At 68.4% G+C, this 21,777-nt stretch carries 16 protein-coding genes, 1 tRNA gene and 1 pseudogene; 14 read left to right on the top strand and 4 right to left on the bottom strand.

Annotation, left to right across the window (positions count from 1 at the left end; genetic code table 11):
- Positions 1-32 precede the first annotated feature (32 nt).
- Positions 33-491 carry a GatB/YqeY domain-containing protein gene (locus ACFXJ5_RS07570; protein ID WP_384628186.1) on the bottom strand — a complete coding sequence of 153 codons (459 nt, stop codon included), beginning with the start codon at positions 489-491 and terminating at the stop codon, positions 33-35.
- A gap of 77 nt (positions 492-568) precedes the next feature.
- Between ACFXJ5_RS07570 and ACFXJ5_RS07565 the strand changes: the two genes are divergently transcribed.
- The 5 genes from ACFXJ5_RS07565 to ACFXJ5_RS07545 all read left to right on the top strand — a co-directional run bounded on the left by ACFXJ5_RS07565 (position 569) and on the right by ACFXJ5_RS07545 (position 4,604).
- Positions 569-1,510 carry a metallophosphoesterase gene (locus ACFXJ5_RS07565; RefSeq protein WP_384628183.1) on the top strand — a complete coding sequence of 314 codons (942 nt, stop codon included), beginning with the start codon at positions 569-571 and terminating at the stop codon, positions 1,508-1,510.
- A 103-nt stretch (positions 1,511-1,613) separates the two neighbouring features.
- A tRNA-Pro gene (locus ACFXJ5_RS07560) sits at positions 1,614-1,687 on the top strand.
- 158 nt (positions 1,688-1,845) lie between these two features.
- Positions 1,846-2,166, top strand: coding sequence for a hypothetical protein (locus ACFXJ5_RS07555; protein WP_384628180.1), 321 nt, complete (start codon positions 1,846-1,848; stop codon positions 2,164-2,166).
- A complete protein-coding gene (locus ACFXJ5_RS07550; protein ID WP_384628177.1) occupies positions 2,166-2,828 on the top strand; it encodes a nucleotidyl transferase AbiEii/AbiGii toxin family protein in 663 nt (220 codons plus the stop codon). The genes ACFXJ5_RS07555 and ACFXJ5_RS07550 overlap by 1 nt, the downstream gene beginning before the upstream one ends.
- Before the next feature lie 207 nt (positions 2,829-3,035).
- Positions 3,036-4,604 (top strand): restriction endonuclease, encoded by a 1,569-nt coding sequence (locus ACFXJ5_RS07545; protein WP_384628174.1) that lies wholly within the window; start codon positions 3,036-3,038, stop codon positions 4,602-4,604.
- Positions 4,605-4,645: 41 nt separating this feature from the next.
- On the opposite strand, the gene ACFXJ5_RS07540 is transcribed toward ACFXJ5_RS07545, so the two are convergent.
- The 3 genes from ACFXJ5_RS07540 to ACFXJ5_RS07530 all read right to left on the bottom strand — a co-directional run bounded on the left by ACFXJ5_RS07540 (position 4,646) and on the right by ACFXJ5_RS07530 (position 7,220).
- Positions 4,646-6,166 (bottom strand): LacI family DNA-binding transcriptional regulator, encoded by a 1,521-nt coding sequence (locus tag ACFXJ5_RS07540; protein ID WP_384628171.1) that lies wholly within the window; start codon positions 6,164-6,166, stop codon positions 4,646-4,648.
- Between the two features lie 16 nt (positions 6,167-6,182).
- Positions 6,183-6,521: a DNA-binding protein gene (locus ACFXJ5_RS07535; protein WP_384628168.1), complete on the bottom strand. Its 339-nt coding sequence runs from the start codon at positions 6,519-6,521 to the stop codon at positions 6,183-6,185.
- Positions 6,522-6,731: 210 nt separating this feature from the next.
- Positions 6,732-7,220 (bottom strand): helix-turn-helix domain-containing protein, encoded by a 489-nt coding sequence (locus tag ACFXJ5_RS07530; protein WP_384628165.1) that lies wholly within the window; start codon positions 7,218-7,220, stop codon positions 6,732-6,734.
- 361 nt (positions 7,221-7,581) lie between these two features.
- Here ACFXJ5_RS07530 and ACFXJ5_RS07525 point away from each other — a divergent pair.
- The 9 genes and pseudogenes from ACFXJ5_RS07525 (at position 7,582) to ACFXJ5_RS07485 (ending at position 21,747) form a co-directional block, all read left to right on the top strand.
- A pseudogene (locus ACFXJ5_RS07525) lies at positions 7,582-8,493 on the top strand (hypothetical protein).
- Positions 8,494-8,564: 71 nt separating this feature from the next.
- A complete protein-coding gene (locus ACFXJ5_RS07520) occupies positions 8,565-9,206 on the top strand; it encodes an ATP-binding protein (protein WP_384628358.1) in 642 nt (213 codons plus the stop codon).
- An 87-nt stretch (positions 9,207-9,293) separates the two neighbouring features.
- Positions 9,294-10,115: a DUF2637 domain-containing protein gene (locus ACFXJ5_RS07515; RefSeq protein WP_384628162.1), complete on the top strand. Its 822-nt coding sequence runs from the start codon at positions 9,294-9,296 to the stop codon at positions 10,113-10,115.
- 386 nt (positions 10,116-10,501) lie between these two features.
- Complete coding sequence (locus ACFXJ5_RS07510) at positions 10,502-11,077, top strand: MobC family plasmid mobilization relaxosome protein (protein WP_384628160.1); 576 nt, start codon at positions 10,502-10,504, stop codon at positions 11,075-11,077.
- Positions 11,078-11,079: 2 nt separating this feature from the next.
- Positions 11,080-12,813 carry a relaxase/mobilization nuclease domain-containing protein gene (locus ACFXJ5_RS07505; RefSeq protein ID WP_384628157.1) on the top strand — a complete coding sequence of 578 codons (1,734 nt, stop codon included), beginning with the start codon at positions 11,080-11,082 and terminating at the stop codon, positions 12,811-12,813.
- A gap of 195 nt (positions 12,814-13,008) precedes the next feature.
- Complete coding sequence (locus ACFXJ5_RS07500; RefSeq protein ID WP_384628155.1) at positions 13,009-15,627, top strand: valine--tRNA ligase; 2,619 nt, start codon at positions 13,009-13,011, stop codon at positions 15,625-15,627.
- A gap of 353 nt (positions 15,628-15,980) precedes the next feature.
- A complete protein-coding gene (locus ACFXJ5_RS07495) occupies positions 15,981-16,382 on the top strand; it encodes an SseB family protein (RefSeq protein WP_384628152.1) in 402 nt (133 codons plus the stop codon).
- Complete coding sequence (locus ACFXJ5_RS07490; protein WP_384628150.1) at positions 16,379-16,987, top strand: hypothetical protein; 609 nt, start codon at positions 16,379-16,381, stop codon at positions 16,985-16,987. Before ACFXJ5_RS07495 ends, ACFXJ5_RS07490 begins: the two co-directional genes overlap by 4 nt.
- Positions 16,987-21,747 carry a putative T7SS-secreted protein gene (locus ACFXJ5_RS07485; RefSeq protein ID WP_384628147.1) on the top strand — a complete coding sequence of 1,587 codons (4,761 nt, stop codon included), beginning with the start codon at positions 16,987-16,989 and terminating at the stop codon, positions 21,745-21,747. Before ACFXJ5_RS07490 ends, ACFXJ5_RS07485 begins: the two co-directional genes overlap by 1 nt.
- The last annotated feature ends 30 nt before the right edge of the window (positions 21,748-21,777 follow it).

Here is a 21,777-nt window from a genome sequence, read left to right as displayed (position 1 = left end):
GTATCCGTATCCGTATCCCTACGGCCAGGCGGTCAGCCGGCCAGCTGCTTCCTCACCTCGGCCGCCACCCGGCCGCCGTCCGCGAGCCCGGCCACCTTCGGGTTCACGATCTTCATGACCGCGCCCATCGCCTTCGGCCCCTCGGCGCCCGACTCCTTGATCGCCTGCGCCACGATCCCGCTCAGCTCCGCGTCGTCGAGCTGCTTCGGCAGATACGCCTGCAGCACCTCGCCCTCCGCGAGCTCCCGCTCCGCCGACTCCTTGCGGCCGCCCTGCTCGAAGGCCTCCGCCGCCTCCCGGCGCTTCTTCTCCTCGCGGGCGATCACCTTCACCACCTCGGCGTCGGACAGCTCGCGGGCCTGCTTACCCGCGACCTCTTCCTTCGTGATGGCGGTGAGGGTCAGCCGGAGAGTGGCGGAGCGCAGCTCGTCGCGCCCCTTGATGGCGGTGGTGAGGTCGTCCTTCAGGCGCTGCTTGAGCGTGGTGGTCATGGCATCGAGTCTGCCAGGTCGGCCGCCTGGGGGCCGAAAATTTAGGGTCTGACAGGGCGTCTGTCACCATGGACCGCATGCGCGCTCGATACGGAGTCCCTCTTGGCATCACGGCAGTCGGCGCGGCCTGCGTGGCCTACGCCGCCGGAATCGAATCGCGGTCCTTCCGCCTGAGGCGGGTCGAGATCCCCGTACTCCCCCCCGGCATGCGACCGCTGCGCGTACTCCAGGTCTCCGACATCCACATGGTCAGCGGCCAGAACAAGAAGCGCCACTGGCTGCAGTCCCTCGCCGGCCTGCGCCCCGACTTCGTCGTCAACACCGGCGACAACCTCTCCGACCCCGAGGGCGTCCCCGAGCTCCTCGACGCGCTCGGCCCCCTCATGGAGTTCCCCGGCACGTACGTCTTCGGCTCCAACGACTACTACGGCCCCAAGCTCCGCAACCCCGCCCGCTACCTCTTCGAGCGCGGCCGCGGCCAGTACGGCCTCAACGGCAAGAACGGGCACGGGCACGCCACCGGCGTCCTCCGCAACCCCTGGGAAGGCATCCGCGACGCCTTCGACACCGCCGGCTGGGTCGGCCTCAACAACGCCCGCGGCCGCCTCAAGCTCGACGACGGCATCGAGATCGCCCTCACCGGCCTCGACGACCCCCACATAAAGCGCGACCGCTACCCCCTCGTCGCCGGCGGCGCCGAATCGAGCGCGGACCTGTCCCTGGCAGTCGTCCACGCCCCCTACCTGCGCGTCCTCGATGCCTTCACCGCCGACCGCTACCCCCTCATCCTCGCCGGCCACACCCACGGCGGCCAGCTCTGCATCCCCTTCTACGGCGCCCTCGTCACCAACTGCGACCTCGACACCGACCGCGTCAAGGGCCTCTCCACCCACGACGCCGCCGGCCACCGCTCCTACCTCCACGTCTCCGCCGGCTGCGGCGCCAACCGCTACACCCCCGTCCGCTTCGCCTGCCCCCCCGAAGCCACCCTCCTCACCCTGACCCCCCGCCCCGCCTGAGCCCCCCTGGCCGGGCCTGACACCGAAAACCGGATTTCGTCTCCGGCAGCCGGTCCGCTAGAGTAATCCTCGTCGCGCCGGAAACGGCGCGGCATCGCAGGACCGGGGTGTGGCGCAGCTTGGTAGCGCGCTTCGTTCGGGACGAAGAGGCCGTGGGTTCAAATCCCGCCACCCCGACTTCGTTTAAGCAGGTCAGGGCCTTGATCCACTTAATGGATCGGGCCCTGAGTGCTTTTCTGAGTGTCCTTGGGAGCCATTTGGGAGCCGACCTCGAAACCCGGCTCCCAACGGCGGGCTCAGTACCGCGCTCGGACACCTTGCGGCATGCTGGGTTCATGAGCAGGTACGCCGCAGCCAGGATCTACGCGCTGCCGGAGTCGCTCGACGAACTCGTCGGGCCGACAGCCGGTGCCATGACGCTGCCCCGCCACATCGACTGGGGTCCGTACTACGTGTACGACCTCACCGACGAGGCCGACCTGCTGCTCATGTACGAGCGGGTCATCCGGGAGGCCCAGGCCCCGGACGATCTACGGACCCATCTGAACGCCACGCTGCTGCGCCGCCACTGGGCGAGCCTGTTCCTGCCCTCCCCCGCCCGTATGGCCTGGCAGGCCCGGTTCCCCGAACTCGCAACGACGGCGGCCGCCGCATAGTGGACGAACTGCACCGCCGCCTGATCCGGATCGGGCTCGACGCGCTCGCCGACGACTTCGGCTACGCCCTCGCAGGCGGCTATGCCGTCCAGGCCCACCAGATCGTGAACCGCATCAGCGACGACGTGGACCTATTCGCTCCGTTCCAGCGGGCCACCGCGGAAATGCCCGCGGCCACCGAACGGGTCATCGCGGCCTACGAAGCCGCAGGCTTCACCGTCGTCGTCGCGCACCAGAATCCCGAGCACACGTACACGCGGCTCACCGTGACCGAACCGGCCAGCGGGATCCAGAACAAGGTCGAACTCGTCGCCGAGTTCCTGCACCACCCGCCCGTGGCGTCCGAACTCGGTCCCGTACTGCACCCTGACGACGTCGCCGCTGGGAAGATCGCCGCACTGGACGGGCGGGCGGAGGTCCGCGACGCCATCGACATCGACGGGCTTCTCAAGGCCGGGTTCACCCGCGAGCGCTTGATGGAGCTGGCGAAGCAGAACGACGACGGCTTCGAGCCGCGCATGTTCGCCGACTCGCTCGCCCGCGTCCAGCGCTACACCGACAAGCAGTTCGCTGCGTACGGCCTCGCTGCCGCAGAGGCCGCTGCTATCCGGGCTCAGTTCGCGGACTGGCAGCGCCGACTGAACTCGCGCGAAAGCGAGTAACCAGGCAGCCGAGAAGCGAACTGCAGCAGCCAAGTGCACACGGCCCAGTCCTTACCTGAGGTGCACCGTGCGGTTTCAGTCGCAGGCCGACCGGGGCAGTTGGTAGCAGGGGACGCCTTCGACAAGTACCTGCTGACGCCATCGGCCCGGTACGGGATACTGCGGAACGTTCCGATCTGACGATCAGGCACTGAGCTAGGGGAAACAGTGGCGGGCGGGAACGATCCATACGCACGGGAACTCGCGCGGCAGGCCAGAGAACGAGAGAAGGCCCAGAGGGCCGCCGAGGCCGAGGCCAAGCGGAAGGCGCGCGAGGAGAAGCTCGCGTACGAAGCGGCCCGTGCCCAGGAGGCTGTTGACCGCACCAGCGTGGCCGAGCACGATGCCGAGCAACTCTCAAAGCTGTTGCGCACAGCCGTAGTGGACGGGCGCCCGCTGACGTTCGATCGGCTGAGGCAGGAGTTCGTTCCCCCACTGTTCGTGCCGCCCAAAGGGCGCACGAAAGCTGCGCCCCTGCCTCGCTGGGAAGAGTATGAGCCCGAGCCGCCACGAGGACTGCTCGGTGCTCTCGGATTTGGACGTCGCGGGTACGACGCGGAGCTCGAAACTGCCCGCAAGCGGTTCGACAGAGCGCTGCGGGAGCACGCACGCGACGAGAAGAAACGCGTGGAGAAGCTGGAAAAGGCCCGTAGGCAGCACGAGGAACGCAACCAGGAAAAAGCTGCCCTGATCGAGGCGTGGAACACTGCGCTCGAGGAACGCCGTAACGCCTACCGGGACAGGGATGTTGAGGCTGTCGGGTGGTTCATCGACCAGGCCTTGGCGGCCTCGGTGTACCCACACGGCTTTCCGAAGGCCCATCAGGTCTCGTATCAGGCGGACACGGGTGATCTGCTCGTTGAGATCGACCTGCCGCTGGAGGACGTGGTCCCCACGGCCCGCGCATACCGCTATGTAAAGATGCGCGACGAGATAACACCCGTTCCGCGCCCGGAGAAAGAGCGCAAGGACCTGTACGCGTCAGTCCTGGCGCAGACCGCTTTGCGCACCGTGCACGAGCTCTTTGCCGCCGACGCCGAAGGCGTAGTCCAGTCCATCGCCCTGAACGGACATGTGGCCACCATCGACCGCGCTACCGGGCGCAAGGTCCATCCGTGTTTGATCACGCTCCAGGCAGATAGGGCAGAGTTCAGTCATCTGGTCCTGACACAGGTGGACCCGCGTGCCTGTCTGAAGCGGCTGAGGTCACTGATCTCACCGAACCCGTACGAGCTGGAACCAGTGCGCCCGCTGGTTACGTTCGATCTGTCCAAGTTCCGTCTCATGGACAGCTTGGACGTCGTGGCTGGCCTGGACAGCCGACCGGTGCTGATGGACCTGAAACCCACGGAGTTCGAGCACCTCATTAGGCAACTGTTCGAAGCCATCGGCCTGGACAGCGTGAACACCCAGCCGTCGAAGGACGAGGGGGTGGACGCGGTCGCGATGAACACCGACCCCGTCATGAAAGGGCTGTGCATCATCCAGGCCAAGCGCACCAAGAACGTAGTGCCGTTCGAGACCGTCTCCGCACTCGCCGGCGTCGTGGAACACAAGCGGGCAGCAAAAGGCATCCTCGTGACGACATCCTGGTTCGGCCGCGCCAGCGAGGCGTTCGCCAACGAACACGGGCGGCTCGAACTCCTTGACGGAGCCAACCTGGTGCACTTGTTCAAGGAGCACATGAACCTCGACGTCATCCCCGGACCGGTACCGCCGAAGCGGCGCCCTCGGTAGGCGTCGCGCCCTGGACTCAGCGCGCGACGCCTACCTCTGCCCTACTGTTGGCGTGCGTCCGCCCGTACCCGTAGTAGGTCATCGAGAACGCGGACCGGTGAGCCGACGCACACCCCCAGACGAGCGTCGAGGGCGGCCTCCCACTGCTCAGTCAGGCCGCCCGTCAGCCGCTTACGCATGCCCGGGGTGACGTGGGCGTAGCGCGCCGAGACCGAGCCGTCGATGTGGCCCATGCGCTCGTCCATGAGGACCTTCTCGGTGCCCAGGTCCTCCATGAGGGTGCGGTGGGAGTGGCGGAGGCCGTGCGGGGTGAGACCCTTCGCGACCGGGGCCCAGCAGGCGTCGGCCCGTCCCTGAGCGTTACGCCCTCGGACAGGGATGCCAGGCCACGGCTCGCCAAGCAGCGGAACCGGCCGCGCCTCCTGGGGTGCTTTCTTCGGGTACCAGCCAGAGACGGCGGGGGTGAAGAGCCAGGTGGAGAAGCCGTTGCGGCGCCAGTGGGCGGTGTGGCCGGTTACCGTGCCTCCGCGTACGAATCCGAGGTCCGCGATGGCGGCCTCGACCCGGATGCGGGTGGGCTCGGTGACGCGGTCGGGGTGGTTGAGGACGTTGGAGACGGTGCCCGTGGAGACCCTGGCGCGGCGGGCGACGTCCACGAGCTTGGCGCCGTGGTGGCCACCGGTGCGGGCGGCGCGCTGGCCTCGGAAGACGTAGGTCTTGCCGTGGCAAGGGCAGGGGGTCGGCTTGGTGCGAGCGATGTGGTTGGCGACCAGGGCCGACAGCCAGTCGGGGGTGTCGATGGTGCGGTAGCTGTCGTCCTTGGGCGGGCAGCGGACCATCTCGCCGCTATCGAGTTCGTACAGCTGCCACTCGACGCGTACAGCACTGGACCGGGCGAACTCCCTCTCCAGGCCGACGATTTCACCCCAGCGCATGCCGGTGTACGCCTTGAGGACCACGGCGACGAACTCATCGTCCCGGCCGGAGAGCAGGGCTGCCCGCTCGGCGATCAGCAGGGTGCCGAGCGGGTCGGTGACGACCTTCTCGGGGCCTCGTTCGCTGGAGCGGCCAGCACGCTTGCCCCGGCCCCGGCGCTTGGTGGCGGGGTTGGCGTCGATGAGGCTCTCGTCGACTGCGTCGGCCAGGATGAGATGGAGCGTGGCGCGCCAGGTCTTGACGCTGGAGGCGGCGTAAGCGGCCCTTGCCTTCTTCTCCCAGAGGGCGATGTCGGTGCGCAGGATGCCGGCGAGTGCCTTGTCCTCGAAGTCGGGGAGGAGGTGCTCCTCGATGTGGCGGCGGTAGTTCTGCATGGTGGACGCGGCCAGGTCCTGGGCGTCGTACCAGCGGCTGGCGTACTCGCCGAAGGTCTCCTGTCCGAGAGCTGGGTCGCGCCAATGACCACGTCGGAACTGCATCTCCGCTTCGTCGGCAGCGCGCTTGGCCTCGCGCTTGGTGGCGAACTTGACCGCCTTGCCGGTGGGGTCGAGGACGGTGTTGTGCTTGCTCGGCGTGGTCTTGTAGCGACCGCGCCAGTAGTTCCCGCGCTTTTCCGCGAAACCCATGGGTGTCCCCTCCTCTCTACGCGGCGGTGTCGTACTGGGCCTGGCGGGCTCGGCGCGGAGCCCGGGCCTGCAAGCGCACCGCGGACTCGCCGGACCGGGAAGGCCGGGGCGCGGGAGGAGGCGGGGCGGACACGACGTGTGGCGCGGCTTGGGCGGGTCGCTCCTCGTGGAGGTGAATGATCTCGGTGAGCTGGGCGGCGGTGAAGCGGTAGGCGCGGCCGACCCGGGTGAAGGGGATGAGGCGTCGGCGGGCGCGGTCCTTGACCCACCACGTAGAGCAGCCAAGGACGGCAGCGACTTCTTCGGGAAGGTGAAGGCGGGGTGGCATGACGTCGCTTCGCAGGGGCTCAGGCATGGGCCTTCAGCTCCTCAGCGGTGTGCCAGGGTCCGAGGAGAGCATGGGGTAGCGCGAATCGGCGCAAGGGAAGGCTCCTACCCGGCGGGCCTCAGGGGACGGCAATCCCTGGCCTGCCGGTTGATCGTTCTTGGATGGGCGGTTGTGGGTGCGCGGGGTTTCCTGGGGCCTGGGCGTTCGCAGCGCTCAGGGGTGGATGGGGCGGTGGGGTTATTCGCCTTGTCGGTGCAGTTCGTGGGGCTGGGGGAGGTTCATGGTGTCGTGGGCGAGGGCGTTGGAGATGACGGCATCGACGTCGTTGGCGATGTCGGGGTGGTTGTCGAGGTAGATGTCGAGGGCGTCGCGGGCTTGGGTGAAGGCGAGATTGGCGCGTTGGACGTCGCCCCAGGCGCGGCGGATGACCTCGACGAGTTCCATGGCTCTGGCGTGGGCGGCCAGGCGGGGCGGGCCGGCGAGGCTGTCGAGGGAGAGGCCGAAGATCTCGGCGAAGCCGATGGCCTCGTCGAGGTTGACGCGGCGTTTGCCGTTCTCGATGCGCCAGACGGCGGAGGGGTTCATGTCGTAGCCGGCGGCGTTGAGGCGGTCGGAGACGGCGTTGGTGCTCCAGCCGCGTGTCTCGCGTTCGAGTTTGATGCGGACGGCGAGGTTTTCCTCGCCGCTGAGCGGCGCGGACTCCTCGGGCGGGGCGTCGTCTGTCACCGGGTCGACTCCTCCCTCTCGTAGTGACTCTCTGCGGTTTGCAGCAAGGTCAAAACAGTAGCATGCCTCTGCGGATTGCAGAAATGCTCTGCGAATCGCAAGATGGATGGTACTGTTGATCTCCACCACCGAATCGACCTGAGAGACGCCCGAAGACGACAGAACCCCCGGCGCTGCGAACGCCGGGGGTTGAAGCAGAAACCTTGACGACCGCCCATCCAAAGAACGATCAACCGGTAGGCCGGGATTGCCGTCCCATATGGCCCTCCGGGTAAGGAGTCTCCGTGCCCCAGGGTACGACGCCCCCACCCAACCCCGCATCCCCCGCCCGCCACGCCCTGCCGAAGGCGGGGCGATAGACATGGCGCGCATCCGCACCATCAAGCCCGAGGCCTTCGCCTCCGAATCCCTGGCCGCCGTGTCGCTGTCCGCCGAGCGGACCTTCGTCGGGCTGCTCACCCAGGCCGACGACCACGGCCGCTTCCGCGACCAGGCCGCCGTCATCACCGGACTGCTGTGGTCCCTTCGCCCCGACCACAGCCCCATGGACGTGGAGAACGACCTCGCCCAGCTCGCCGACGCCGACCTCATCTGCCGCTACGCCGGCCAGGACGGCAAGCGTTACCTCCACATCGTCACCTGGCACCTCCACCAGAAGATCAACCGCCCCAGCGGCGTCCGCAACCCCGCCTGCCCCCACCACGACACCGCGCAGAACGGGATGCCCTCACCGCGTACTCGGGGAGCAGTCAGTGAGGGCTCACTGAGCCCTCACTGACTGCTCCCCGAGGCCTCACGAGAAACCGCCGAGCCTTCTGCGAATCTCGAAGACGCAGGTCAGAAGGGTCTTGGTGACTCCTCGGTGCCCAGTCACGGAGGACTCAGTGAGTCGTCAGTGAGGGCTCAGGGTCCGGATCTAGGACCTAGGATCTTGGACCTAGGATCTGTTCCTTCGGGGGGCGCAAGCGCCCCCGCGCCCGAGATCGTCTCTGCCCGGCAGCTGATCCGCGAATACGTCGCCGCGTGCGCCCATCGGCCGCCCGAGAAGTTCCTCGGCCACCTCGGCCGGGAGATCAACCAACTCCTCGCCGAACGCATCGACCCCGCCCACATCCGCACCGCCCTGGACCGCCTGCGCACCAAAGGGCTCAGCCCCAGCCTGCTGCCCAGTCTCGTCAACGAGGTCATGAACGCCGACCGGCCTGCTGCTCGCGGGCACCGAGCCTGGACCAACCCCGCAGATGTCGAGGCCGCGTACGGAGGTGACCTGTGATCCGCCGACACCACCCCCGCCAGCACGGCAGCCGGGATCCCGAGCAGGCCGGTATCGCGATGCGCCAGCGCATGGAACGCCTCCTCGCCGCACGCGGACTGACCCCCGAGCACGTCCTCGACGAGGAGCCGGAGCAGCAGGCGGACGCCTTGGAACTCGCCGAGGGGCGCATTCCGCCGCGCTATCGCCATGCCCAGGCCGACCATCCCGAGGTCGCCATCTGGGTCAAGCAGGTGACCCTCGCCGCCAGGCCCGGACCCGGCAGTACGCGGGGAATCGCCACCGGCCCGTCGCTGCTGATCGCCGGACCGACCGGCGTCGGCAAGACGTATCAGGCCTACGGGGCCGTACGTAGCCTCCTCCAGGCCGGTGTGCGCCTGCGCTGGCAGGTGATCACCGCCGCCGACCTGTACGCCGCCCAGCGGCCCCGCCAAGGCCACGACGCCGAACGCGATCTGCAGATGATGACCCGCTGCCCGCTTTTGCTGGTCGACGACCTCGGCGCGGCCAAGGCCAGCGAGTGGACCGAGGAGCTGACCTATCGGCTCGTCAACCACCGCTACGAGCAACTGCTCCCCACCGTGTTCACGACGAACCTGCCGGTCCGCGAGATCCGCAACGTCCTCGGTGACCGCATCGCCTCCCGCCTGGCGGAGATGACCGAGCGAGCCGTCTTGACCGGTCCCGACCGCAGAAGGCGTACCACCGCCTGATCAGCGGACCGCCGCATCTCCCTTCGCCCGACCTCGCCCTCCCGCAGCGCATCCGTCTGCGCGCGGGAGGGCCCATCGGAGACCTTCATGACCACCACCGCAATACCCGCTGCCCGCATGTCCGCCTGGGACCGCGCTGCCATCACCGTCCTCGGCAGCGCCGGCTGCGCGCTGTCCTACGACGCGCTGCAGCAGATGGCCGTCGCCATCCACGTCCGCGGAATCCTCACGTACCTGTTCCCGCTGGTGATCGACGGCTTCATCGCTTACGGGGTGCGCGCCCTGATCATCCTTCGTGCCGCCCCATTCCATGCCCGCCTGTACGTCTGGACGCTGTTCGGCACCGCCACCGCCGCCAGCATCTGGGCCAACGCCCTCCACGCCATCCGCATCAACCAACAAACCGCCACCGCATCCGGGGTGCTCCGGCTCGGGGACTTCACCGTCGGCGCCCTCAGCACCATCGCCCCGCTCGCCCTCGCCGGAGCCGTCCACCTCTACATCCTCATCACCCGCCACGCCGCCGGAACCGACCACCCGCATCCTCCGACTTGCGGCACCGGACCAGACCGGGGAGCCCCGGCCGACGCCGAGCCGGCAACGTTCACGGAGTCGACCGCACCCGCGCAGGGTGACGCGCTCGACGACTCGGAGCCCGCCGACGCCGCGCCGGAGGACATCCAGCCGCCGACCCGGCGCATGGGACGGCCGCCGAGCGCAGAGATCGACGAGTTGGTGGCCATCGCCCGCCCCACGGTCACCGCCATGGGCACGGTCTCCCGCAAGGCCGTCCTGGAGTCCATCCGGAATGCCGGTCACACCATCAGCCACGAGCGCCTCAAGGAAGTCATCCGCAGCCTGGAGACCGAAGCCACCACTGACACGGCCACCGTCGGCAACAGCCTCTGACCGGCCCCTTCCACTCCACGTGGCCCGGTACCGGAAGTACCGAAAATACTTCCGGTACTGGACCACGACAGTCCCTCGCACTCCGGACAGCAGCCCGCTACACCACACTTCCCGTCCCGACCAAACCGCTGATCGTCCGGACCATCCCACCCGTACGCCCCAGACAGTCCGGCGGCGCCCACACCCCGCGTGCCCCGAGAGGAGACAATGCAGTGAAGAAGAGGTCGCACCTCGACGACAACCCCACCGAGGGTCCGGACCGGTCATCGAAATCCGTTGACCTGAAGGTCCTTTGGCGTCGGGCGTTCGGTAAGGGGACTCCTGGCGGAGCCAGTAGTCCCCCCAGTCCGACTCATGGCCGAACTGGGAGGTTCTCCGCCCCAGGGGTGGCGGAGAAGGCCCGTCGCGAGGGCGCGCCGGGCCAGAAGGTCGGGGCCGTGGCCGACCCCGACCGGGACACGCTCCACGCCGTACAGAGCGACGCACTCGCCGCCGTCCGACCCAGCGAAACCGCCGCACCAGCCATAGCCGACGAAACGGCCTGCGAGCCTGCCGTGCAGAGCGCCCAGCCGGCGATCCGGCGTTTCACCGGTGCCAAGCGCACCGCGCGCGTAGGCCCCTTGAGGTTCACGCCCGGCGAGCGCGAGCGCCTGCACACCTCGGCCGCCGCCCACGGCTACTGGGGAGAGTCCGGTTTCGCCGCCGACGTCACCCTGGCCTTCATCGACGGCCGGTTCTTCGTCGACCTGCCGCTGGCGGAAGAACGCCGCCAAACCCACGTCTTCCGCGCCCAAGCGCTGCGCCACCTCAACAGGATCGGCCACAACGTCAACCAGATCGCCCGCGCCTTCAACGGCGCCTACGAACCACCCACCGACTTCCGCCACACCCTCGACGACCTGCACCACCTGCTGACGCAGATCGCCGAAGCCCTCCGCCAGCCCGCCGACCAAGAGGCCTGACTGTGATCGCGTCCATCAAGGACCCCGGCGCCAACACCCGCGGTCTGCTCGCCTACCTCTACGGGCCCGGCCGCCACGACGAGCACCACGACCCCCATATCGTCGGCGCCTTCGCCACGCTCGGCCTGCCCGACCCTGGCCGGGACGAGAGGGCCACCCTCACCGAACTCGCGCGTCACCTGGACGCCCCCGTACGCCTGCGCAACAGCGAACTCGGTCAGAAGGTCACTGACCACGTCTGGCACTGCCCGGTCCGCGCCGCCCCGGAGGACCGCTACCTCTCCGACGCCGAATGGGCCGACATCGCTGAGCGCATCGTCCAAGCCGCCGGTATCGCGCCCACGGGCGATGACCTGGCCTGCCGCTGGATCGCCGTCCGCCACGCCGACGACCACATCCACATCCTCGCCACCACCGTCCGCGAAGACGGCCGCCGCCCCAAGCTCAACGACAGCGGCCGACGCGCCGGAACCGAATGCCGCGCCATCGAGAAGGACTACGGCCTGCGCCAGCTCGCCACCGGTGACGGCACCGCCGCCAGGCGGCCCACGCAAGGTGAGATGCACAAGGCCAAGCGCCTGGGATGGGAGCAGACCAGCCGCGAATGGCTCCAGGACCGCATCCGCGCCGCCATCCCTTACACCTCCACCGTCGAAGAACTCCTCGCCTACCTTCAAGCCGACGACGTCCAGGTCAAGCCCCGGCGCGCTCCCTCCGGCGACCTCATCGGCTACTCCGTAGGGCGCCCCGGCGACCTGAACAAGGACGGCGAGCAGATCTACATCCCCGGCGGGAAGATCGCCCCCGACCTGTCCCTGCCCAAGCTCGAAGCCCGTCTCGACACCAACATGCCGGAGGAGCACCCCACCGCTCGCCGCAACCGGCCCAGCACCCCATGGCACAGCGCCACCGAAGCCCTCGACGGCTTCCCGGGCCAACTCGCCGATGCCGAAACGAGCGAGGGCGACGGCAGCCTGGCCCAGGCCCAGATCGCCGCACTCGGCGAACTCATCGAGGCCACCGCGCAGGCCGCACCCTCGGAACTCCGCACCGAACTGCGGGCTGCGTCAAAGGCGTTCGCCCACGCCCAGCGCTCCCAGATCCGCGCCGAGCACCGCACTGCCACCGGCCTGCGCACCGCCGCCCGCAACCTCGTCAACGCCGGAAGCGGCAAGGACGGCAGCGCCCTCGCCGTCCTGATCGCCGCCCTCGTCTGGTCCGCGATCCTCGCCGGCCGCTGGCACCAGGCCCGAGGACACGCCCAGCAGGCCGCAGCCTCCCACCAGGCCGTCCAGCACCTGCAGGCCGCCTACGACCACGCCGCCGCCCAGCAGCTCGCCACGCTCGCCCAGCGCCAGCCCAAGGCGGACACCCGCAACACCCTCGCCAACGACGTACGAGCCGCGGTCCCCGACCATGCCGCCCGCATCCTCGCCGACCCCGGCTGGCCCGCCCTCGCCACCGTCCTCGCCGACGCCGAAGCCGGCGGCCACAAGCCCCACCAACTCCTCAAGGAGGCCGCCGCCCAGCGCGAACTGGCCACCGCCCGCCAACCCGCCCGCGTCCTGATTACCCGGATCCAGTACACCAGCCGCGACCCAGCCCCCAACCGCCGCGCCGAAGCCGCCCGCCGCCGCACCACCACAGGCGCATGGGCTGCAGGTTGCGAGACGCCTCCAACGCAGCCAACGACCCCTTCCGCCGCTGCGGGACGGAACAACCGCCCCCGGCGGTAGCAGATGAGCTGCAAGCCAAGTGGGGCTGGCCCTCCCGCTGTGGCGGAGGGGGTAGGCTAGGAAGTGGTCGCACGGGAGTGTTCTTGGTCACACTTGAATCACATCCGTGCGGCCACTTTCATGTCCTGACCAGGGCACGGTCTGCGCGCAATAGTCAGGCGAAGCGAGGAGCACCGGGCCCCTAGACTGGCCCTCGTGACCGATAACACTCAGCGCCCCAACAGCTCCCCTGAACTGCCGACTCAATACGCGCCGGCCGAGGTAGAGGGGTCGCTGTACGAGCGCTGGGTAGAGCGTGGTTACTTCGAGGCCGACGCGAAGAGCGACAAGCCCGCGTACACGATCGTCATCCCGCCGCCGAACGTGACGGGTTCTCTGCACCTGGGCCACGCCTTCGAGCACACGCTGATCGACGCCCTCACGCGCCGCAAGCGCATGCAGGGGTACGAGACGTTGTGGCAGCCCGGCATGGACCACGCCGGCATTGCCACTCAGAACGTGGTCGAACGAGAGCTTGCCAAGGAAGGCAAGTCACGTCACGACCTGGGACGCGAGGCTTTTGTCGAGCGGGTCTGGCAGTGGAAGGCCGAGTCCGGAGGCCAGATCGCTGGCCAGATGCGCCGCCTCGGCAACGGCGTCGCGTGGAGCCGTGACCGCTTCACCATGGACGAGGGCCTTTCCAGGGCCGTCCAGACCGTCTTCAAGAAGATGTTCGACGACGGCCTGATCTACCGCGCCGAGCGCATCATCAACTGGTGCCCGCGCTGTCTGACGGCCATCTCGGACATCGAGGTGGACTACCAGGACGACGACGGTGAGCTCGTCTCGCTGAAGTACGGGGAGGGCGAAGACACTCTCATCGTCGCAACCACCCGCGCCGAGACGATGCTCGGCGACACCGCGATCGCTGTCCATCCGGACGACGAGCGGTACAAGCACCTGGTCGGCAAGCGGATCAAGCTGCCGCTCACGGACCGTACGATCCCGGTCGTCGCGGACACCCACGTCGACCCCGCGTTTGGCACCGGCTGCGTCAAGGTGACCCCGGCCCACGACCCGAACGACTTCGCCATCGGTCAGCGCCACGGGCTCGACTCAATCGAGGTGCTGGACGAGCGCGGCGTGATCACGGTTCATGGTCCTTTCGTGGGCCTGGACCGATTCGAGGCGCGTTCGGCGATCGTCGCCGCTCTTCGGGCCGAAGGCCGGATCGTCGCCGAGAAGCGCCCGTACACGCACTCCGTCGGCCACTGCTCGCGCTGCAAGACGACGCTGGAGCCGCGGCTGTCCCTGCAGTGGTGGGTCAAGGTCGAGACACTCGCCAAGGCCGCCGGCGACGCGGTCCGCGACGGCCAGGTGAACGTCCACCCCGCCGACCTGTCGCCGCGGTACTTCGACTGGGTCGACAACCTCAACGACTGGTGCATCTCGCGCCAGCTCTGGTGGGGCCACCGGATCCCCGTCTGGCACGGCCCGAACGGCGAGACCGTCTGTGTCGGCCCCGACGAGCAGCCGCCGACCGGCGAGGGCTGGACCCAGGACACAGATGTCCTCGACACCTGGTTCTCATCTGGTCTGTGGCCCTTCTCCACTCTCGGCTGGCCGGAGCAGACCCCGGACCTGGAGAAGTTCTATCCGAACTCCGTCCTCGTCACCGGGTACGACCTCATGTTCTTCTGGGTCGCCCGCATGATGATGTTCGGCCTGTACGCGATGGACGGCGAAGTGCCGTTCCACACCATCGCGTTCCACGGCATGGTTCGCGACGAGTTCGGCAAGAAGATGTCGAAGTCCTTCGGCAACACCGTGAACCCGCTGGACTGGATGGACAAGTACGGCTCGGACGCCGTCCGCTTCACTCTGGCCAAGGGCGCCAACCCCGGTACGGACGTGCCCATCGGCGAGGACTGGGTCCAGGCGTCCCGGAACTTCGCCAACAAGATCTGGAACGCCACTCGCTTCGCACTGATGAACGGCGCCACGATCGAGGGAGACCTCCCGCCCGTCGAGAAGCTCGCTGCCGCGGACCGCTGGATTCTGTCCCGGCTGAACAGCATCGTGGCCGAGGCGGATGCCTACTACGAGGACTACCAGTTCGCGAAGCTCGCCGACGCGCTCTATCACTTCGCGTGGGATGAGGTCTTCGACTGGTACGTCGAGCTGTCCAAGACCACCTTCTTCGAGGGCGGCGAGCAGGCGGAGGTCTCCGGCCGCGTCCTGGGCGAAGTCCTCGACCTCACCCTGCGCCTGCTCCACCCGGTCGTACCGTTCGTCACCGAGACCCTGTGGACGACGCTGACCGGCCGCGAATCCGTCGTGATCGCTGACTGGCCGGCTGACAGCGGATTCCGTGACCCGGCCGCCGAGGCGGAGATCGAAAACCTGCAGAAGGTGATCACGGAGGTCCGCCGCTTCCGTGCGGACCAGGGCCTGCAGCCGGGTCAGAAGGTCCCGGCCCGCCTGGACCTGTCGGGCACGCAGCTCGCTTCCCACGAGGCTGCCATCCGCCAGCTGCTGCGTCTCCTGCCGGAGGGCGACGGCTTCCACGCGACCGCGACGCTCCCGGTCGCCGGTGCCAAGGTCGCGCTCGACCTGTCCGGCACCATCGACGTCGCAGCGGAGCGTAAGCGCCTGGCCAAGGACCTTGCTGCGGCCGAGAAGGAGAAGGCCCAGGCGGAGGCCAAGCTGGGCAACGAGGCGTTCCTGGCGAAGGCCCCGGACAACGTGGTCGAGAAGATCCGTACTCGCCTCGCCAAGGCGGAAGAGGACATCGTGCGGCTTCAGGGCCAGATCGACAACCTGCCGCCTGCGTAGGTCCTGGACCAGCACGGAAGCCCCGGACGGCAGCTGTCCGGGGCCACGGGCGCAACGAACTCGCACGCAAGGGGCAGTTCACACCAGCCGCAACCCCGCCCGCAACTCGGTCGCCGAAGCTGCCCGCAAACGCTCGACCATCCGCACAGCCACGCAACAGCAGCACGTAACCGAACCGGCGACACCACGGCCCGCCCTCCCGAGCCACGACGGACAGCGCCGCCGCAAGTAGGAACACCCGGCGTAGTAGCACCTCGCTGTGGTCGCCCTGGGCGGATTGCCCGACCTGTGAATCACCTCCGAGGTCAAAGCGGCGTTGCCGTTGCAAAGTGCCAGCTGGGAGGATTGCGTTCATGCGTGCTAACGGGGGAAGTGCAGCCACGGACACAACCGGACCGGCAGAATTCCGGCGGTGGTTCGCCGCGCTCCTGGGAGAGTTCCGGCGCAACACGGTGCTGGTACCGCTGGATGCCGGGGGCGGGATGTGGTCGGCCGAGTCGGGCGGGATCCGGTGGATCTACGCGTTCTCGGACGAGGCGGAGCTGGCACGGTTCGCGGCGGCACGCGGCGCACGCCCCGAATCGCCGGGCTCGGACTGGGAGTTCATATCCGTGCTGGGTGCGCGGCTGCTGGATGTGGTGATCCCTCAGGTCGGTGTGCCTACCGGGGTGGCGCTGGACGTGGCGGGTGAGCGGCCGGTGATGTTCCCGCCGGTGGCGGGGATCGTGCCGGACGCGGTGGCGGTGGACGCGTGAGCGGCGGGGTGGGGGACGGTTACAGCGCGGACCCGGAAGCCTTGGCGGAGGTGGCCAAGGGCCTTAACGGGGTGATCGCCGAGTTGAAGGACGTCACCGGGCAGATCGGCTACTCCGACGTCGGACGGGGCTTTCAGGAACTGCAGCTGACCGGGCTGCAACTGGGAGCGGCCGGGCTGACGGGCGCGTTCGACACTTTCTGCGAGCGCTGGGAGTGGGGCGTGCGGGAACTGGTCGGTGAGGCGACGCAGTTCGCCGAGGGCCTGAACCTGTCGGCCGGGATCTACAACGACATGGAGCAGTACGCCAAGGACACCCTCAAGGTCGGCGTCAACACGGCGATCGGCAACCCCCACCTGACCGAGGAGCAAGCAGCGGCCATGTCCCGGGACCAGGTCGTCGCCGACATGAAGTCCTCCCTGAACCCGGACTACAGCGGACAGTCCTTCAACGAGTCGGCCCAGACCGTCGACCAGACCTGGAAGGAGACCGCTCGCGACAGCCTGACCGGCGGCACCCAGAACGAGGCGCTGCTACGCGCGTTCGGGGTCTCCGGCGAGGAGCTGGAAGCGGCCAAGGATCAGGCGTTCGGGAGCGACAGCTGATGAGCTGGGGCCTGAACAACCTCGGGGACGCGCTCGAAGGCGCCTACGACGGTACGAAGAAGCTGGTCGGCGAGGGCATCGACACCGCGACCGACGTGGCCGGCGGCGCCCTGGACACCGTGGGCTTGCACAGCGCGGCCGACGCCGTCGAGGACTTCGGCGACCGGGCCGCCTCCGCCCTCGGCGCGGACGTCGCCGAGCAGCAGCTCGGGCAGAGCGAGGAGCCCAAGGAACTGGTCCACGGTGACGCCGAGGCGATCCGGAGGACCGTAAAACATCTGCGGAAGTTCCATGCCGCCTTCGAGAACGCGCACTCGGGGCTTTCGAGGCTGGACACGGCCCACTGGACCGGCAAGGCCGCCGACGCCTTCCGCGAGAAGTTCGACACCCACCCCAAAAAGTGGCTCAAGGCCGCCGACGCTTGCGGCAACGCTGCCGACGCCCTGGACCGCTACGCCGACACCATCACCTGGGCCCAGCAGCAGGCCAAGGAGGCCGTCGAGCGCTACCGCGACGGCCAGAAAGCCACCGAACAGGCGGTCGGCGACTACAACGCCGCCGTCAAGCTCTACAACCTCGACATCGACACCTACAACGACATGCTCGCGGCAGGCCAGAACCCCGACAACCCACCGGTGAAACCCGCCGCCTTCACCGACCCCGGCACCGACGACCGCCAGGCCGCCCAGGACATCCTGAACACCGCCCGCGAACAGCGCGACTCCGCCGCACGCGACGCCCAAGCCGCCATCGCCGGGGCCACCGAGCTCGCCCCGGCCGAGCCGTCCTTCGCCATGCGCCTGCTCGCCACCGGCAACGACAAGAGCGCCGCCATGGGCGTCGAGCTCGAACACGGCCTCGGCGGCATCGTCCGCGGCGCCGCCGACCTGGGCCGCTTCGCCCGCAGCCTCAACCCCATGGACCCGTACAACCTCACCCACCCCGCCGAGTGGATGACCGGCATGAACCTGGCCGCCGCCGGCCTGGTCACCATGGCCGCCCACCCCGAACGCCTGCCCAGCGCCCTGGTCGGCACCGGCTGGGGCAGCGACCCGAGCGAAGCCGGCGGCCGCCTCGGCTTCAACATCCTCACCGCCATCCTCACCGACGGCGCCGGCACCGCCGCCACCGCCGGCGAACGCACCGCCATCGCCGCCGCGAAAGAAGGCGCCGAAACCGTCGCCGAACGCAGTGCCCTCGACGCAGCCGAACAAGGCGCGGCACGCAGCGCGGACGACGCGGCGGAAGGAGCGGCGCGCAGGACGGCAGACGAAGAACCACGCAACGCCTCCCGCGAGAACGACGCCGTGAAGTGCGAAGACGACCCCGTCGACATCGCGACTGGCCGCGTGCTCCTCCCGCAGACCGACGTGCGGCTTCCCGGCGCGCTGCCCCTGCTGTTCTCCCGTAAGTACGAATCCAGTTACCGCTCCGGCTGGTGGATGGGCCGCAGCTGGGCCAGCACCGCCGACCAACGCCTGGAGATCGACTCCCAGGGCGTCGTCCTCATCACCGAGGACGGCCACCTCCTCGACTTCCCCCACCCGGTCCCCGGCGTCCCCACCCAGCCCCGCGAGGGCTCACGCTGGCTGCTCGACCGCACCGACGACGGCTACACCGTCACCGACCCCGACACTGGCCACACCCAGGCCTTCGCCTCCTACGACGAGAACCTGGCCCTCATCCGCCGGATCACCGACCGGCACGGTCGCGCCATCGACTTCGAGCACGACAGCATCGGCACCCCGCTCGCCATCCGCCACCACGCCGGCTACCACCTCCGCATCACCACCCAGCACGGCCGCATCACCGCCCTCCACCTGGCCGGCGCGGGGGAGGGCGGATCGGACGTCGAGCTGATCCGTTACGGCTACACCGACGGCCGCCTCACCGAGGTCATCAACTCCTCCAGACAGCCCCTGGTCTTCGGCTACGACGACACCGGCCGCATCACCTCCTGGACCGACCGCAACGGCAGCCGCTTCGAATACGTCTACGACGAGCACAGCCGCTGCATCTCCCAGGGCGGCGCCGCCGGCCACCTGCGCAACACCTACGACTACGACCAGACCGACCCCGACACCGGCCTGCGCGTCACCACCATCACCAACTCCCTCGGCCACACCAGACGCCGCCTCATCAACGACGCCCTCCAGGTCGTCGCCGAGATCGACGAACTGGGCAACACCACCCGCACCACCCGCGACCGCTACGACCGCGTTCTCTCCCGCACGGATCCCCTCGGCCGGACCGTCACCTTCGAATACGACGAAGCCGGACGCCCGGCCACCATCACCCGCCCCGACGGCAACGCCACCATCGCCGCCTACAACGACCTCGGCCTGCCCACCGTCATCCGCAACCCCGACGGCACCACATCGCGCCAGACCTACGACGCGACGGGGAACCGCACCTCCGGCACCGGCCCGGACGGCGCCACGACGCATTACGCCTACGACGAGGCCGGCAACCTGGCCGCCGTAACCGACCCGCTAGGCAACACCACACGCGTCCGCCATGACAGCGCCGGTCTACCGGTCGAGATCGTCGACCCGCTGGGGGCGGTCACCCGCTACCTCCGCGACGGGTTCGGCCGCGTCACCAGCGCCACCGACCCACTCGGCAACACCACCCGCCTCACCTGGACCATCGAGGGCAAACTCTCCTCCCGCACGGCCCCCGACGGCACCACCGAATCCTGGACGTACGACGGCGAAGGCAACGTCCTCACCCACACCAACGCCATCGGCGGCGTCACGCGATCCGAATACACCCACTTCGACCTGCTCACGGCCCAGACCGGCCCAGACGGCGTGCGGCATACCTTCACCCACGACACCACCCTCCAACTCCGCCAGGTCACCAACCCCCAGGGCCTGACCTGGACCTACGACTACGACCCCGCCGGCCGCCTGATATCCGAGACCGACTTCGACGCCCGCACGCTGACTTACGTCCATGACGAGGCCGGACAACTCGTCGGCCGTACGAACGCCCTCGGCCAGACCACCAGCTACGCGCACGACGTGCTTGGCAACGTCATCACCAAGACAGCCGACAGTGCCGAGACCTCCTTCACGTACGACGAAGCAGGCCGCCTCCTCCAGGCAACCAGCCCCGAAGCTTCCCTGACCTACCAGCGCGACCGCCTCGGTCGCATCACCGCCGAAGCCTGCAACGGCCGTACTCTGGCTTTCACTTACGACGACCTCGGCCGTCGGACCGCCCGCACGACCCCGACCGGCGCGGTCAGCGGGTGGACCTACGACGCGGCAGGCAACCGCACTACGCTCACAACAGCAGGCCACACTTTCGACTTCGAGCATGACGCCGCGGGTCGCGAAATCGTCCGTCATTTCGGCGACGTGGTCACGCTCTCCACCACATTCGATGCCCTCGGCCGCCAGACCGCCCAGTCCCTGACAGCCGACACCCGCCGCCTCCAGCACCGCACCTACACCTACCGGGCCGACGGCAACCTCATGGCCATCGACGATGACCTGGACGGTTCTCGTACCTTCGACCTTGACGCCGCAGGCCGTGTCACCACAGTCCACGCCCGCAACTGGACCGAGCGCTACGCCTACGACGACACCGGCAACCAGACCGATGCCTCCTGGCCCACCAAACACCCCGGCCAAGAAGCCACCGGCACCCGCACCTACACCGGCACCCGCATCACCCACGCCGGCCGGATCCGCTACGAGCACGACGCCCAGGGCCGCATCACACTGCGCCAGAAGACCCGCCTGTCCCGCAAACCCGACATCTGGCGCTACACCTGGGACGCCGAAGACCGCCTCACCACGGTCACCACCCCCGACGGCACCGTCTGGCGCTACATCTACGACCCCCTCGGCCGCCGCATCGCCAAACAACGACTCACCGCCACCGGCGACATCGCCGAACAGACACACTTCACCTGGGACGGCCCCACCCTCGCCGAACAAACCACCGGCTCCCCCCAGAACCCCAACCCCGTCACCCTCACCTGGGACCACGACGGCCTGCGCCCCCTCGCCCAGACCGAGCGAATAACCGCCGCCGACGTCCCCCAGCAAGAAGTCGACTCCCGCTTCTTCGCCATCATCACCGACCTCGTCGGAACCCCCACCGAACTCGTCGACGAAACCGGCCGGGTCGGCTACCGCACCCGCACGACCCTCTGGGGCGCCACCACCTGGACCCGCGACAGCACTGCCTACACCCCCCTCCGTTTCCCCGGCCAATACTTCGACCCCGAAACCGGCCTCCACTACAACTTCCACCGTTACTACGACCCCGAAACCGCCCGCTACACCACCCCCGACCCACTGGGTTTGGAGCCCGCGCCAAACCCAGCAGCATACGTCCACAATCCCCACACCTGGACCGATCCCCTTGGCCTCTCACCATGTTCCGCAAAGGCGGAAATAAATCCCCGAAAGCTAGACTACCTATACAATAAAGACATTGCCTTCGATCCCCACAACACACCTCGCGCCATACAAAACGATCAACAGTTGAGTCGAATTGGCCTGCGAGACTCCCCGGAATCACGGGCATACGTGTCCGAGCAGTTGAGAAAAGGCATAGAGCAGGGCTTCGAAAAGACCTTCACCAGTAAGTACGGGACCTTCGGTGAAACGAACACGCTCATCATGGGACCCTTCGGTGGAGTCCAGGCCCAGACCACGTGGCAGATCATGCCCGACGGGACCTACCGATTCTCCACCTCTATACTCCATGGCAGAGGAGGCGGTCCGTCGATCTTACGGTAATTGGAACATATGGCATTTCAAATGGAGGGT

Origin of the sequence: Streptomyces sp. NPDC059373 (assembly GCF_042751495.1) — a bacterium.
GTDB lineage: Bacteria > Actinomycetota > Actinomycetes > Streptomycetales > Streptomycetaceae > Actinacidiphila.
The sequence above is the reverse complement of the archived record's forward strand: the minus strand, read 5'-3'. Positions and strand labels throughout refer to the sequence as shown.